At 50.4% G+C, this 14,066-nt stretch carries 16 protein-coding genes; 3 read left to right on the forward strand and 13 right to left on the reverse strand.

Annotated features, from left to right (window positions below; translation table 11 throughout):
• Positions 1–8 precede the first annotated feature (8 nt).
• The 9 genes from DP091_RS22665 to DP091_RS22705 all read right to left on the reverse strand — a co-directional run bounded on the left by DP091_RS22665 (position 9) and on the right by DP091_RS22705 (position 8,964).
• Entirely contained in the window at positions 9–521 is a 513-nt protein-coding gene (locus tag DP091_RS22665; RefSeq protein WP_113060388.1) for an A24 family peptidase, read from the reverse strand.
• Positions 522–701: 180 nt separating this feature from the next.
• Positions 702–1,622, reverse strand: a complete 921-nt coding sequence (locus DP091_RS22670) for a TadE/TadG family type IV pilus assembly protein (RefSeq protein WP_113060401.1) — start codon at positions 1,620–1,622, stop codon at positions 702–704.
• Positions 1,623–1,704: 82 nt separating this feature from the next.
• Positions 1,705–3,936: a TadE/TadG family type IV pilus assembly protein gene (locus tag DP091_RS22675; RefSeq protein ID WP_113060389.1), complete on the reverse strand. Its 2,232-nt coding sequence runs from the start codon at positions 3,934–3,936 to the stop codon at positions 1,705–1,707.
• Positions 3,937–3,938: 2 nt separating this feature from the next.
• Entirely contained in the window at positions 3,939–4,613 is a 675-nt protein-coding gene (locus DP091_RS22680; protein WP_113060390.1) for a TadE family protein, read from the reverse strand.
• Positions 4,606–4,797 (reverse strand): Flp1 family type IVb pilin, encoded by a 192-nt coding sequence (locus DP091_RS22685; protein ID WP_113060391.1) that lies wholly within the window; start codon positions 4,795–4,797, stop codon positions 4,606–4,608. The genes DP091_RS22680 and DP091_RS22685 overlap by 8 nt, the downstream gene beginning before the upstream one ends.
• A gap of 20 nt (positions 4,798–4,817) precedes the next feature.
• Positions 4,818–5,690 (reverse strand): type II secretion system F family protein, encoded by an 873-nt coding sequence (locus DP091_RS22690; RefSeq protein WP_113060392.1) that lies wholly within the window; start codon positions 5,688–5,690, stop codon positions 4,818–4,820.
• 15 nt (positions 5,691–5,705) lie between these two features.
• Positions 5,706–6,503: a type II secretion system F family protein gene (locus DP091_RS22695; protein ID WP_258394657.1), complete on the reverse strand. Its 798-nt coding sequence runs from the start codon at positions 6,501–6,503 to the stop codon at positions 5,706–5,708.
• Positions 6,504–6,559: 56 nt separating this feature from the next.
• The gene (locus tag DP091_RS22700) at positions 6,560–7,810 is read right to left on the reverse strand and encodes a TadA family conjugal transfer-associated ATPase (RefSeq protein ID WP_113060394.1); all 1,251 of its coding nucleotides are present in this window, start codon (positions 7,808–7,810) and stop codon (positions 6,560–6,562) included.
• Positions 7,810–8,964 carry a P-loop NTPase family protein gene (locus DP091_RS22705; RefSeq protein WP_113060395.1) on the reverse strand — a complete coding sequence of 385 codons (1,155 nt, stop codon included), beginning with the start codon at positions 8,962–8,964 and terminating at the stop codon, positions 7,810–7,812. The genes DP091_RS22700 and DP091_RS22705 overlap by 1 nt, the downstream gene beginning before the upstream one ends.
• Before the next feature lie 309 nt (positions 8,965–9,273).
• Between DP091_RS22705 and DP091_RS22710 the strand changes: the two genes are divergently transcribed.
• The 3 genes from DP091_RS22710 (at position 9,274) to DP091_RS22720 (ending at position 12,145) form a co-directional block, all read left to right on the forward strand.
• Positions 9,274–10,137 carry a thermonuclease family protein gene (locus DP091_RS22710; protein ID WP_113060396.1) on the forward strand — a complete coding sequence of 288 codons (864 nt, stop codon included), beginning with the start codon at positions 9,274–9,276 and terminating at the stop codon, positions 10,135–10,137.
• Positions 10,138–10,214: 77 nt separating this feature from the next.
• Positions 10,215–11,627 (forward strand): PepSY-associated TM helix domain-containing protein, encoded by a 1,413-nt coding sequence (locus DP091_RS22715; protein ID WP_113060397.1) that lies wholly within the window; start codon positions 10,215–10,217, stop codon positions 11,625–11,627.
• 41 nt (positions 11,628–11,668) lie between these two features.
• Positions 11,669–12,145 carry a FixH family protein gene (locus tag DP091_RS22720; RefSeq protein WP_113060398.1) on the forward strand — a complete coding sequence of 159 codons (477 nt, stop codon included), beginning with the start codon at positions 11,669–11,671 and terminating at the stop codon, positions 12,143–12,145.
• A gap of 11 nt (positions 12,146–12,156) precedes the next feature.
• Here the strand turns inward: DP091_RS22720 and DP091_RS22725 are convergent, their stop codons facing one another.
• From DP091_RS22725 to DP091_RS22740, 4 genes are all read right to left on the reverse strand, one after another.
• Positions 12,157–12,582, reverse strand: coding sequence for a thiol-disulfide oxidoreductase DCC family protein (locus tag DP091_RS22725; RefSeq protein WP_113060399.1), 426 nt, complete (start codon positions 12,580–12,582; stop codon positions 12,157–12,159).
• Positions 12,583–12,667: 85 nt separating this feature from the next.
• Entirely contained in the window at positions 12,668–12,943 is a 276-nt protein-coding gene (locus tag DP091_RS22730; RefSeq protein ID WP_076324660.1) for a hypothetical protein, read from the reverse strand.
• Between the two features lie 89 nt (positions 12,944–13,032).
• Entirely contained in the window at positions 13,033–13,275 is a 243-nt protein-coding gene (locus DP091_RS22735; protein ID WP_113060402.1) for a zinc ribbon domain-containing protein, read from the reverse strand.
• Positions 13,276–13,409: 134 nt separating this feature from the next.
• Entirely contained in the window at positions 13,410–13,829 is a 420-nt protein-coding gene (locus DP091_RS22740) for an organic hydroperoxide resistance protein (RefSeq protein WP_113060400.1), read from the reverse strand.
• Between the last annotated feature and the right edge of the window lie 237 nt (positions 13,830–14,066).

The raw sequence follows: 14,066 nt of genomic DNA on the forward strand, positions 1-14,066 counted from the left end.
TCCCCCTCCTACATGTGCAGTACCACATACGTGCTGATAACGCCAGGAAGGACGGCAATCATAAAGGGGAATCGCAAGTGTTCCTCCTGGCTGTTGCGCCATGGCGACCAGCTCTTCATCACAAAAACGCCGGCGATACTGCCAACGACAGTGCGTATTCGCTTCATCGTTTCCCGACGCCAGAGCAGGATAAGCAAACCGATGACACCGGCAAAAAGGACAGAATACATAATGCCCTGCAAGGTAAACCATAAGCCGGTCCAGGCACCAATGCCCCCAAACAGCTTAACGTCACCCGCTCCTACAGCCCCTATAAAATACATGATCAACAAAATAAGAAACCCGGCTCCAAGCCCCTTCAAAGAAAAGAACAGCCCCTCCCACCCGTCCAAAACGCCATGATAGACAGGACCGGACAGCATAGCCGAAACAGTTAAAACATTCGGTATTTTCATGGAACGAAGGTCTGTAATGAATGCGGCAATCAGATAAACGGCACAAACACCAAAGGCAACGGCCATACTACATCATAACTCCCTTGCTAAACTATTCACTGGAATAGCCGTGGTAGGATCTTAACTATGGGTGTACAACGAATGCTTCTTGGCATGACTCATTTAGACACTTCTTTGAAACGTTATTTTGAAACACTTCACTGAAACGCTTTTAAGCGGAGCACTTCTTTTCGACTTTTGCTAGCTTCAAGAACCTGACCGCGCAACCACCGTAAAGGGAACCTCAATCCGCTGCCCGTCTGCTGTCTCAACGACAAACAGCCACGTTCCCGGCGTTGTATTAAAGCCTACGTTCCATTCCCACTCGATATAGCCGTTCTCGTCCGCGGTCTCCCAACCCAAATATTTAGCCGTACTCTGACCGCTCTTATAATAGACTGACAATTGGGCACTCCTTCCCGGCTCCACTTTCACTTTTACCTTAGCCTGCTTGCTGGCAACGGCCGGATTGGGCTTCTCCAACAGCTCAATAGCCCCGTTCGTCCCCGGGCCATCCCCTGAACCCGTCCCTCCTTCGCCGGTGTCGCCAATCCATAATCTCTCCTGAGCTTTTGCCTGCAGCACAATGCGTTTGTTCAAGAAAGGAACCCGGATCGGAAGCGCGTAATTCACCTCAATGCCGAAATAGGGACTCGCTCCGCTCTTCAAATTCGGAATGTGAACATTGGACACATGGATTCGTTCATAGTCCAGAAGACGGTCAGGCATAAACGGCTTCAGCATCGGCTTGACCACAGGGTCGAGTACAGCTTCCACGGTTTGGTTCTTAAGCTGCTGCAGCGGCTCCTCGCCTGACGCTACGGCTTGCGTGATCCACTCATTGACAGGAGAAGGAAGAGAGTCGCTGTAATTCGAAACCCAATCAGAAAGTGACAATTTGGGAATCTCCCAATGGGATGTGCTTGGTGACCCTTCTCCTGTTCCATTACCACCAGCACTGGCCTGCACGGCCAGAGAGACAGGGTGCATATGAGCCGCTACAGTTTTGACCGTATCCGATACGGTACTCTGGAGCGCTGTCGATATCAATGTCATTTGTACGATATAAATGAGAAAAATAACAAAAAACATAAACATCGGCAGCACAAGTGCAGCTTCCACGACCATGCTTCCTTGTTCCGATGACGCTTTACCTTTATGGAGAGGCTTCTGTATTTCCGATAATCGTTTCATTCAAGTACCCCTAATCCTAATAGGAAAAATCCGCCTTACGCTTTACCATGTAACGACTTCCCTGAACTTCGTCCCCATCGCTTCCAAATACAACGCCAATCGCCTTCGTCACCCCTGGGAGAAACCATAAACGCATGGCCGTCCTGACCTCTCCTGAAGCATAGGTAAATCGCTCCGCAGGATTGGTGCCGGTGTTCAACCGAATCAACGCCAACATGCGTGACAGCTTCTTCTCGTTATTGCTGTGAATAAACAAAAATATTCGCAAATGATCTCTGTATGTCAGCTCAATGGGGGCATACTTGGATAGCTGAACGCTTCCCTTCTGACACAACTGGATCATATCCTCTATGGCCTTCTCAATTCCATACAGAATAGCTGCCGCCAAAATCGCCAACGGATTTCCTAATTTACTATTCACAATGAATCCTTCCATCGTCCGGACCGCGAGTCTGGAAGCAAAAATCTCTGCATAGGCCGCCGATATATTCCCGGCAGGGTTATGAAATCCGTATAGAATGTACTCCACTTCCTGGTTCCCGATGGCGAATTCCTGGATGACATCTCCGCCGGTGTTGGAACCATCAACCATTCCGGTTAATTTCCCCATATCAAAATGCTGATAATAATGTACGGCATACTCATTTTGAAACAGTTCATCCTTGACACCGCCGAGCACGTTCCCCATAAATCCAAACATCCCGTCCATATTATCCATCGCCTGTTTACCGGCATCATACGGATCATCGTCCATAGGTTTGCCCTTACTCATGCTGTCCGCTTCGGCATTAAATTGAAGACTTTCGTCATAGTACTGCTGGAGTTCACGGAACTCATCCATAATCTCCTGATGTTGTCCATTCAACCCGTTAATTGCCTCAATGACTTTGGATGCCTGCTTCAGCTTCTGATTGGCCTGCTTCTCCATCGCCTTCCGTTCCTTATCCGATGTGCGGAACTGCTCCAGTGACGCCTGCTGCCGATCTATAATATTTCCACTGCCTGATGCTCCATAATTGGAAACAAAACGCTCTAATATGCGACTGGCTTCAAGTACAGTTCCCTTCATCCCCTCTCCCCCAAGAGAAGATTGAAGAGAAGTGACCGCTCGTGCAACCTGTTGATATCGACTCTCCTGGCTATCAATCTCTTGCCGGAAGCCGTTCAAGAATTCATCGCTATGAATCAATTTGTCAGCTTGCTTCCGTAAGGATTGAATCATCTCCGCTTCTGCCCCGGAAGAATCGTTAGACCCTGGTGTTACATCATTCGTAACCTGATCATATCCCCTATTAGATGAACGGTTCTCGGAATCCTTGATGACCTGCTTCATCTCTTCATTCAGATTCCTTGCTTCTTCCCATAATTGATGTGCATCCGAGAGCAGCTCGTCATTCTCCCTCTGAACTCGGCTGGCCTCCTTCGAAATCTGCGAGCCGATGGAAGAAATTCCGCTCCGGTAAGCCATGAGGAGCTGCGTATACCGTTGTTCCTTGGGAGGCCTGTCCGCATCCTCTTGTTGTTTAGCCTTATAATCCTCGTATTGTGATGCTGCATCAGCGGCGGTATACATCCTCCCTCCCAGCGAAGTGTCGGAGATCGATTGTCCCGGCGGATCCATAACCAGCTTCGACAGCCGAATTGCATGCTCCCCTGCCTTACGCTGCTTTGCCAGCATCTCATCCAGCGCCGCTTCCCGCTTGTCATACAATTTACGAAGCTTCTTAAGGACATCTAGCGTATTGGAAGCCTCCTTCATGGACTGCGATAACGGTTTGAACTTGTTCACTAATTCCAAAGTGAAATCAATCGGCGCTTTATACTTCATATCCTCAATAATCTGCCGGTTGAATATGTCATAAGTCCCTAGCGGACGCTGCAGCTCAAGACCCGAACTATCGAGCTCCATTGCCATTAACCGGAATGCATCGCTCCGTTCTCCCGGACTCATGCTGTCATTCAGCACATTGCCCATAATGAGATCGCCGCTGGTGTCACCAAGGGCATATAATCCATATTCCTTCTGCAGCTGCGGATCATAGGAGGACATTACGGAGCGTACTGCTGCCCTTGTCAACCTTTCGCTTTGTACCTTCATCGCTGCTATGCGGGAATAATCAATAAAGATAGCTACAAACATGAATACAGCAGCCAGGGCGATAATCAAAAAAACAGATACAGATCCATCGGAAGATCGGCCGCCCTCCCACCTTCTCCGACTCGACCGTGCTTCCCTATGCTTCGTCATGACTATCGCGAACCTCCGAACTTTTGTAGAACTTCTCCGGCGGCAGCTTTATCCGCTCCGTTTCTCCCGCCTTGAAACTTCGATCCGTAATATCGCATTAAATCCACCGTACGAATAAATTCAACAGGGTCCACCACGATCGATTGTGCGCTGACCTTGATCTGGCCTCCATCGTCCAATATTCGGCTCAATGGCGTCAGAGATACCTGCTCATTTAACGAAGTCGTTACCTTTCGAATGAGCAGCTGATTGGTATAACTCATCTCTCCCGTCATGCTTGTCGGAACAGCCATTCCGCCTTTGGACATTTTAAGTTCGGACAGTTTCCCGCCCCCTTCTTTATCATGCGGCAATGAAATGGACTTCGTTTTCTCGCCCCCCGCCAAGCTGAATAGAGTTCCTATAACATGATCATCCGTCAACCGCCAATATAGCGAATCATATTGTCCCTGCTCTACGGATCCCGTGGCTGCAATCTTATGGCTGTTATCCCAGCTATACGCAGTCCGCTCGGATGCTGCAGCTGAAGCCTGGACCAGCATAGACTGTTGATAGATGTACAAGCATAGGAACAGCAGCAATACCGTCACCATCAACACGATGGGAAGCACCAGGGAAGCTTCCACCGTGAAGCTCCCCGTATCGTCCTTCCATCTTCTCTGAAGCCGATTATTCAAGAAACTCTTTACTCTTGTTGTTCACGTTTTTAAACAAGTTGTTCACCAAGGCGGTAATCTGATCTTTAAATATCAGCGCGATGATCAAAATAACGACAAGGATCAGAATCATCTCAAGTGTTCCGATTCCTTTCTCATCCTTCCAAAAAGCTTTCAAACCGCTCTTTACCATGGAAAACATCATAACGAATACACCGATCCCTTCTACATGTTCATCATCATAAATGCAGGCGCTCCGAGCAAAACAATCACGATCATGAAAATGACCACCATTGGCAGCACCAGCTTTGAGGAGGCCTGCTCCCCCCTTGTTCTTCCGATGGCCTTACGCTTCTCCCAGAGAACTCGGGACAAATCACGTAGTGCCAAAACAAAGTCATTCCCGCCGCGTCGAAAATTAAGCAAAACGGTTGTTGTGAATATCGATACTTCCTGAACGCCACAACGTTTATTGAACTGCTCGAAGGCTTGCTGAAACGGATGGCCGCCTTCCCATTCAAGCACCATTCGCTTCAGCTCGACATACAGAGGATGGTTCATGTCCTTATTCCGCTCTACACAATGAATGACCGCCCGCTGCACCGTCTCGCCGGCGCCAACAAGTAACACGATTTTGTTTAGAAGCTCCGGCAGCTCCATAACGATATCCTGCTCGCGCAGCATTACCTTTTTGTGGAGATCCTTTGCCATAGCAACAGGCAGCAACACCCCCAATCCCAATCCAGCCAGAAGTCCGATGACATCTCCCGACAACAATGACCATATACAGCCACCGATCAAAATGAGCCATGTATAAGCAAGAGCCTCTGCCATAAACAACAACGTCATTTCTGCGCTGTGCCGCAAGCCATGGATCTTCTGGACGGAGCCCTGCATCCGATAGAACACGATCGGAAAACGCATCGGAATCTTTCCCTGCTCCAGCAGGAACAACAGAGGCGGTGTTAACCGTTGCAGCCTGAGACCTTCCATGGGCACTTTGCTGAGACGATGGTATCGTTCACCGCACATATGATTCAGCACCACCCAACCACCCACAAGCAGAACCACCAGCGCGCCCCCTACCCATTTCAACATGGCCGCCTCACCTCCTTACACCTTGATATTCATCATTTTGCTGATCCACAGGAAGCAGCCTCCTAGAGCGGTCAGGGCAAAAGTAGAGATCACAATCCCCGGCCCGCTGTACATCGTCTCCATATAATCGGGAGACGTCAGGTTCATGAACAGCAGCAGCAGGAACGGCGCAGCCAGCAGCGCCTTGGATTCGAACCGCTTCTGGGCGATCATCACGGATATCTCCTGCTGAATATCCAGCTTTTCTCCGATGACAGAAGAAGTTCTCCGCACGACTTCAACCAGATCGCCGCCTGTTCGTTTGCAAGTCGAGAAAACATCGGCAAAATTCTCCATATCCTCCATCCCTGCTCTTCGGGCAAAATCCTCCAAAGCCACTTCAATAGGCTCGCCGTACTCCATCCGAGACACGATCACTTTGAGCTCAAAGATCAGATCGCTGGTGCCTCCGGGATCCAGCAGCAGCAAATCCTGTACCGCGTCCCTGAACCCATTCTCTACGGAGCGGCCAGCGGACAATGATGAGGACAAGGAATACAAAGCTTGCTTGAAGTGAAGATTCAGTGTCTTGCGCCTGCGTTCCAGCATAAACCGTCGCCAAAATTTAGGGATCGTCACACCTGCCGTTCCAAGCAGCAGCGACAAAATCAGATTGTGATAAAACAGATAACCGATGGAGAAAAACACAAGACCGCCAAGGATAATGCATCCCATTCTCTGTCTCATCGAGAGATGATAGACGCCGTAATCCGGAAGCGTGTTGGTTCGAGCTGGAGCAGCTTGCTCACGCTTTCCAGCTCCATTCCTCCTCATGATCACCCGCTCACCTTGACCCTCTTCCGGAGTCAAGATTGAACCTTCAGATCGCTTCATGACGTCACCCCCATCATCTTCTGCAGCGGCCAAGTCGCAATCCCGGCCATGTGAAGCTTGTCCGCCGATTGAAGCGGGTTACCGCAAGGCTCAAGAGACCCAATCACCCGGCCGCCTGACTCGCCCGTCTCGCGGAACCGGTACAGCGGATTCAGCAGCACCTCGCCGCCTCTCATTCCGATCACTTCGCTAATCTCCGTTACGCGACGCGATCGATCCCTAAGCCGGGATAAATGAACGAAAATATCAATCGCCGAGCTTATCTGCTGACGGACTACGCTGATCGGAAGATCCGTGCCGCTCAGCACCATCGTTTCCAAACGGCTGATCATATCCATTGTGCTGTTAGCGTGTCCCGTCGAAAGACTTCCGTCATGCCCGGTATTCATGGCCTGCAGCATATCCAGCGCCTCGCTTCCCCGCACCTCGCCCACCACGATCCGGTTGGGGCGCATCCGCAGCGAGGAACGGATCAGATCGCGTATCGCGATTTCTCCCCGGCCCTCCGTGTTGGCATTCCGGGTCTCCAGGGACACGAGATTCGGGACCGTCACGATTTTCAATTCCGCCGAATCCTCAATCGTGATGACACGCTCATCCGGCGGAATATACTGCGATAATGCATTAAGGAAGGTTGTCTTCCCCGAACCCGTCCCTCCGCCTATAAAAATGTTGTATTTTCCCTTAACCAATATTTGAAGCTGCTCCGCCGCCGCCTCTGTCAGGGCGCCCCTTCCTACCAGGTCCTCCATCGTCATCGGTGATTCCGGAAACTTACGGATCGTCATGGTCGGCCCTTTCAATGCTATGGGAGGAAGCACGATATTTACCCGCGAGCCATCCTTCAATCTGGCATCAACGATGGGGGTGGATTCGTTCACCACCCGGTTTACCGTACCGACAATGCTCTGAATGATATCCTCCAGGCGGCTCTGCGATTCGAATTGGAGCGGCAGCTTCTTCACCTCCCCATCCTGCTCGATGAAAATATCCTGGTGGCTGTTAATCATAATCTCCGTAATCCGGGGATTATCCACTAATGGTTGAAGCACATCCAACCCGCGAAAAGAATCAAATACCCTGCGCACCAGCCGCCGCTTCTCAGCGGCTGTCAGCTCCATGAGCTCGCGTCTTCTCCACACCATTTCCTCGATACGGGCCATTAATTCCGAATTGTCAATGCTCGCACTCATATCAAGCTCGGAACGAACCTGGTCACGAACCGACTTGAACGGATCCTCCATCATCACTGCCCACCACCCGCTTGCACCGCCATGATACCCGAGTCCTCCAGCAGCTGCTGGCAGAGCCTTAATACCTCTCTCTGATAGATCGGCGAAGATAACAGCAGCTCTTCCCGATGGAGCTGTTTCCATGAAGGAATATAAGGCAGGACGCTGTCAATGCTCATATCCTTGCGGGGAAATCCGTTGACAAGTTGTCCTGTATACCGATTGACAATGAATCGGCTCCGCTTCTTCACGCTTCCGAAAAGCGTGGGAACCTTAAACTCCAATTGATCCATCCACACACCGCTCTTATACATACTCATGAGATCATCCAATAAAACCCAGACTAGCACTCCGGCCTGTTCAAGAACCGTCTGCATTCGTTCCTCCATGTACCCCTCGGTATCCACGACAATGACATCATATTGATTGCACGATACGAGGGAAGCCAGCAGTAAAGACGTGTCCTCCATGGTCATCTCCGTGATTTCCTTTACATTGAAGCTGGGCTCAAAGGAATCGCACTTCAGGCCATGATGTCTGATGATATAAGGGGTTACTGACAAATCGGTCCCCGAAGCCGTTTCTTGTGAGGCCTTAATGTCGTACAACAATCTTGAAAAGCTCCCCTCCATGCCCACCGAACCGGAAGGAAATAATGCACTGCTGTTCACCGTCTCCAAATTGAGATAGAACACCTTTAATCCCAGCACGCCCAACTGCTTCGCCATGTTCATCGCTATCGTTGACTTCCCGCTCCCGTTCAGGGGAGATACAATGCCAATCACCGCGGTTGTTCCGACATTCAATTTCTCCAGTGCTCCACCGCTTCGCTTACAGTGGGTGATGATGACTTCCATCAGCTGAGGCAGCGGTTGATACTTGAATGTACTGCTGCCAACCTCTACAAGAGAAGAAGATGAATGACCTTCACTTAGAAGCAGCCAAGGAACCGAAGTCTCCCCCCGGCTAAGCCAGCTCTCCAGCATTTCCGTATCCCCCACGACCAGATTGGGCACTTCTCCCACTTCCATATAATGTAGAAATGAATCGATGCGGGTGAATGCTGTCACCTGAAGAGCCGATCCGTAAGAACTTCCATGCACATAACTCAGCAGCGGTTCAACATACCGGGAATCCTGCACTGCCAGCACAAGTCGGGCCGGTAACATAAAGCCAATCCCTCTCTTCTGCAACAACGTCAAAAAAGCACCGTCCAAGGCCGCATAATGCGGTCCATGAACGGTGCTTCCGTTGTCTGTTATAATTTGACATTAGAATATCACAGTTGCAGCAGAACGGCAAGCTATTATTTTGATATACAGATAGCCCTTATTCACTATTGTCAACACAAGGATAAATGTCCTACTATATAGGCTTAGAACGAATGTTCTCTATATAGGAACTACTTATATAGAACCAACATTACATAACTCCTAAACCATCTGAATCAAACTTCCAAGCCAGGAGAGTGACAACAAGTGAACAAACGAATGTTAACCGCTATGCTAACCGCCTTGCTGCTATTATCAGGCTGCAGCCAGCCGCTGATGTCCCCGGCGACATCAAGCGAAGGAACCTCAACAAGCGTTCAATCCGAAGCTAAGACAAGCACCAGCACGGTGAATTCCAAACCAACAACCTATCCAACCGATGATCTGAATCTTCCGCGGGTAGCCGTGGAACTGGTCAAAGCCGTTGACGGTGACACCATCAGCGTGATGTTCGAAGGGAAGAAGGAGAATGTTCGGATGCTGCTGGTCGACACCCCCGAGACGAGTCATCCGAAGCTGGGCGTACAGCCATTCGGGCCCGAGGCCAAGGCTTTTACAAAGGATCTGGTAGAACAAGCCGAACTTCTTGAATTGGAATTTGATATCGGTCCGAACCGGGATAAATACTCCAGGCTGCTTGCGTATGTATATGCAGACGGAAAAATGGTCCAGGAATCTCTGCTTGAAGAAGGACTCGCCCGCGTAGCTTATATCTATCCGCCCAACACCCGCTATGTGGACAAATTTGATGATTTGCAGCGAATTAGCCGGGACCAGGCACTCGGGATATGGAGCGTAGAGAACTATGCCCAGGAAGACGGCTTCCACCCGGAGGAGCAGGACGACACAAACGACAAGAACAACAGCAGCCGTAATACAGCGGCAACCCAAGCTCCGAAAGAGAACAGCCAAGAGTCCAAGCAGGGCTGCGACATCAAAGGCAACATCAACTCGAAGGGCGAGAAAATCTACCACACTCCCGAATCCCCATACTATGAGCGCACGAAGCAGGAGCAGTGGTTCTGCAGCGAGGCAGAAGCCGTCCAGGCCGGTTTCCGGGCCCCGAAGTAAACTTATCTGTATATGAAATGAACCCTGATGTTCATCTTATATAAATTTTAGCCTTAATTGAAAAGGAGCCACCAGCCATGGGGAACAAGAAACCTCCAGCAGCCAAACCAAATGAAAGTCAATCATCAAATCCAAACTCTGCCGCATGGTACAAAACCGTGTGGAGATGGCATTTCTATGCCGGCATCATTTTCGCTCCCTTTCTGATCATCCTGGCGATCACCGGCTCCGTTTACTTATTTAAGCCTCAGATTGAACAAGCGCTATATCGGGACTACTACACGGTAAACCCTCAGGTTGAACGGGTAACGCCCAGCAAGCTGGTCGGACAAGTTAAAGAGCTCTACCCTGACGCTACATTCACGAAATACCGCCCCGGCGAGTCGGACTCCCGCTCTACGGAGATCAGTTTGACCTCAGGGGGCGAATCCATGACCGTCTTCATGGACCCCTATACGGGAGAAAAGATTGGCGAGCTGAAAGACAAAGACCGCATCATGAACAAAATCGAGGAGTTCCACGGAGAGCTGATGGTCGGGACCGTGGGGGACCGGATCGTGGAGCTTGCCGCCTGCTGGGCGATCGTGCTGATCATAACCGGGGTGTATTTGTGGTTTCCGAAAAATAAAAACAAAAGCAAAAAGAAAAAAAGCCTCGCGGGCATCCTGTACCCGAGGCTCGGCAAGGGCAAGCAGATTCTCCGCAGGGACCTGCACGCCGTTCCCGCCTTCTGGATCGCGGCAGGCATGCTGTTTCTCATCATGACCGGCTTGCCCTGGTCAGGCCTGTGGGGCAGCAATTTTCAAACCATGGCAACTAACACCGGCGCTGGTTATCCGCCTTCTATTTGGTCGGGCAGTGCGCCATCCTCCCATGTGGTTCAGACGAAGGAAGTCGCAGAGGTCCCTTGGGCGGCCGAAAATCTGGAGGTACCTAACTCCACCATCTCCGACTTTACGCCGCTTCCAATCGAAGATGTGATGTACGTAGCCCGAAGCGAGGGGATCCATCCAAGCTACACCATCAGCATTCCGCAGCAAGCGGACGGGGTGTACACGTTGTCGGCCTATCCGCCGAAAGCCCAAGATGAGGCTACCATGCATATCGACCAGTACAGCGGCGCGGTATTGGCGGATTATCGATATGACCATTACGGAGTCGTTGGCAAAGCCGTTGCCCTGGGCATCACCCTGCATAAAGGAACCCAATTCGGCATCGTCAACCAACTCTTCAGCTTACTTATATGCATAGGAATCATTTTCATTGCGGTAAGCGGATTGTACTTGTGGTGGAAGCGAAAACCGGAGCATGGACTGGGGGCACCAAAAGCGCCCGAGGTTAACGCCAAGAACATGAGGGTATTCCTTCTGCTGCTCATCGCTTTGGGGATCCTGTTCCCGCTGGTGGGGGTGTCGCTCATCATCGTGTGGATCATCGATTATGTCATCGTTCGGAGGGTACCGGCGATCAAGACATTTCTGAATGCCTGATTCGGTTCTATACTCTAACTATAATAAGGGGTGCCGGTTTCATGATCATGAAAAGCCGTTTTATATTATCCGCACTGCTATCGGTCCTGCTGCTGAGCGCTTGTTCAGCCAGTCCCGAAGCAGCCAACCGGTATGAAAAAGAAATCCCGCTGATCGCCGAGGTAAACATTCCCGAGACGTTATCCGTTCATCAACCGGAGACCATTGAAATCATTCTCACCCAGGATGGCCAAAGAGTACCCGGTGCGGATTTTGTCCACTACGAACTGTGGAGCCATGACGGCTCCCTGCGGGATCCCATGACGGATGCGGTAGAGGTCGGTGATGGCGTGTATACGGTAACCAAAACCTTCGATAAAGAGGGGCTGTATTTCATCAAGCTGCACAGCGGGAACAACGGTTCCATCATCATTCCCCAGAAACCGTTCGCCGTCGGCAAACTGTCCGAGGCCGAGCTTGCCTACCTGCAAGCGGGGACCCCGACATTTCAAGAGGGTACGGCAGATCATCATCATTAAAGCAAGCTGGATTAGGACAAAAACCGGCGCCGAATCTCCGGCGTCGGAACCATGCATTCCGTCGATTGTCCGAACCACCGGTAGCGGTTCTTTGCCACCCAGCGGTACACCAGGTTCCGTAAAAAAGGGGGAATCAGGATCAGAATATACGACAGCGGCCAAGGAAAGCGAAGACGCCGTGCAATCCGCAGAGCTCCCGTCGACCTTGTGTAATACCTCCCCTGTTCAATCAGCACCATCGTTTCCGTAGTATCTCCACGAAGCCCTCCCTGCCTCAACAGCTCCTGCCCAATCTCGGATTGCAGCGAAGCGAAGCGAAAGGCACCGGCAGGATCTCTCTTGATAATGAACTGCGTCAGCCCCTGGCACAAATGGCACACACCATCAATCAGCACAATCGCATAGTCCTCATGATTATCGGTTGCACGATCCTTCATATATTTCCTGGCTCCCTTCAGGCCTAAAACAAGAAAAAACGCAGGAGCCCTCTCCTACGCTTGATCAAGTACGCTTATTGGTTTATTACTCAGCAGCTTTGTTCAGCCACTCGCCGTCTTTCATCTGCTGGTCGAATTCGTTCGAGAATTTCTCCATGCATTTGCATATGAAATCCTTACGACAAACCGGGCAAGGTACTTTCCCAAGTCGGCTAAGCGCAGTCAGTTTCCATTCCGGGAAGCGGTTATAGAATACGCGAATATCCGTTCCGTCAGCCGTGTGGATAATGAATTCGTAAAGCCCTTCTTTTTCATTGCTTCCAGCTGTGGTCACATTTGCAATCTGCGGTCTGTATGGCATGTTCATCACCCGTTTATTTTATTTAATTTCCCTATGACTGGTTTGTACTTTCTGGTACTTAGTCATATTAAAGAATTTTAGGGGTGATGTCAACCGAAGAACACATCCAGGATCGAGCCAACCTGCCCCCTCTTTTTACCTTCTAATATATCCGGGTTGAACACTTCCACATATCCGCAGTTCGTGCAGGAAACAAATAGGAAATGATTGTGCTGAATATCAAACATCTTGCTCAGCCCGGCCCCTGACATCGAGACCTCTTTCGTCTGGCAGTGATTTCCTCCGCATTTGCTGCATTTAAACCGTTCCTCTATCATTTGTTCAATACGCATCTTAAGCGCCCCTTTCCATTTCATAGCTTTAACTGAAATACGGACTATCATGTAAAAAGTTTCATATTCCGCATCGTAAGCCGACAAAAAAGGATGGCCCTCCATTTCAGAGGACCATCCGAATTCCTTTATGGTTAGCTTACGCTTAACTCCACGTCGATGTTGCCTCGGGTAGCCTTGGAATAAGGGCAGAACGCATGCGCCTTCTTCGCGAGGTTCTCCGCCTGGCTTCGTTCGATTCCCGGCATTTCGATCTTCAGCTTCACCGCAAGCTTAAAGCCGTCAGCACCTTCGTCCTTTCCGATCATGACCTGGGAGTGGATCACAACGTCCTTGAGCTCAACGCCCTCTTTACGGGCGATATTAGCGAGGGCGCTTTCGTAACAGGCGCCATAGCCGGCCGCAAACAGCTGCTCCGGATTGGTTCCGTCACCGCCCGGTCCTCCAAGCTCCTTCGGCATGCTTAATTTGTGACTAAGAACCCCATCCGCAGATTCAACAGAGCCTTCACGCCCTCCAATGACTTTTACATCTGCTGTGTATATTGGTTTCATGCTCGTTCATCTCCTTTATGCCCTATTATGTTCTCTTCATGTACTCTTTAAACTTGCAGCGGAAATTGAAACGACTAACAGGGCAACTCGCATAAGAAACAGCGTGTCCCAGCTTGCCAAGCAAACAAAAAAGCCGTTTATCAAAGGATGAATTCCTCTTGATAAACGGCTTCTTCATGAAGTATGCGGTAGAGAGGACTCGAACCTCCACGGGTATACACCCACTACCCCCTCAAG

Origin of the sequence: Paenibacillus sp. MDMC362 (genome assembly GCF_003269305.1) — a bacterium.
Lineage (GTDB): Bacteria > Bacillota > Bacilli > Paenibacillales > Paenibacillaceae > Paenibacillus_AQ.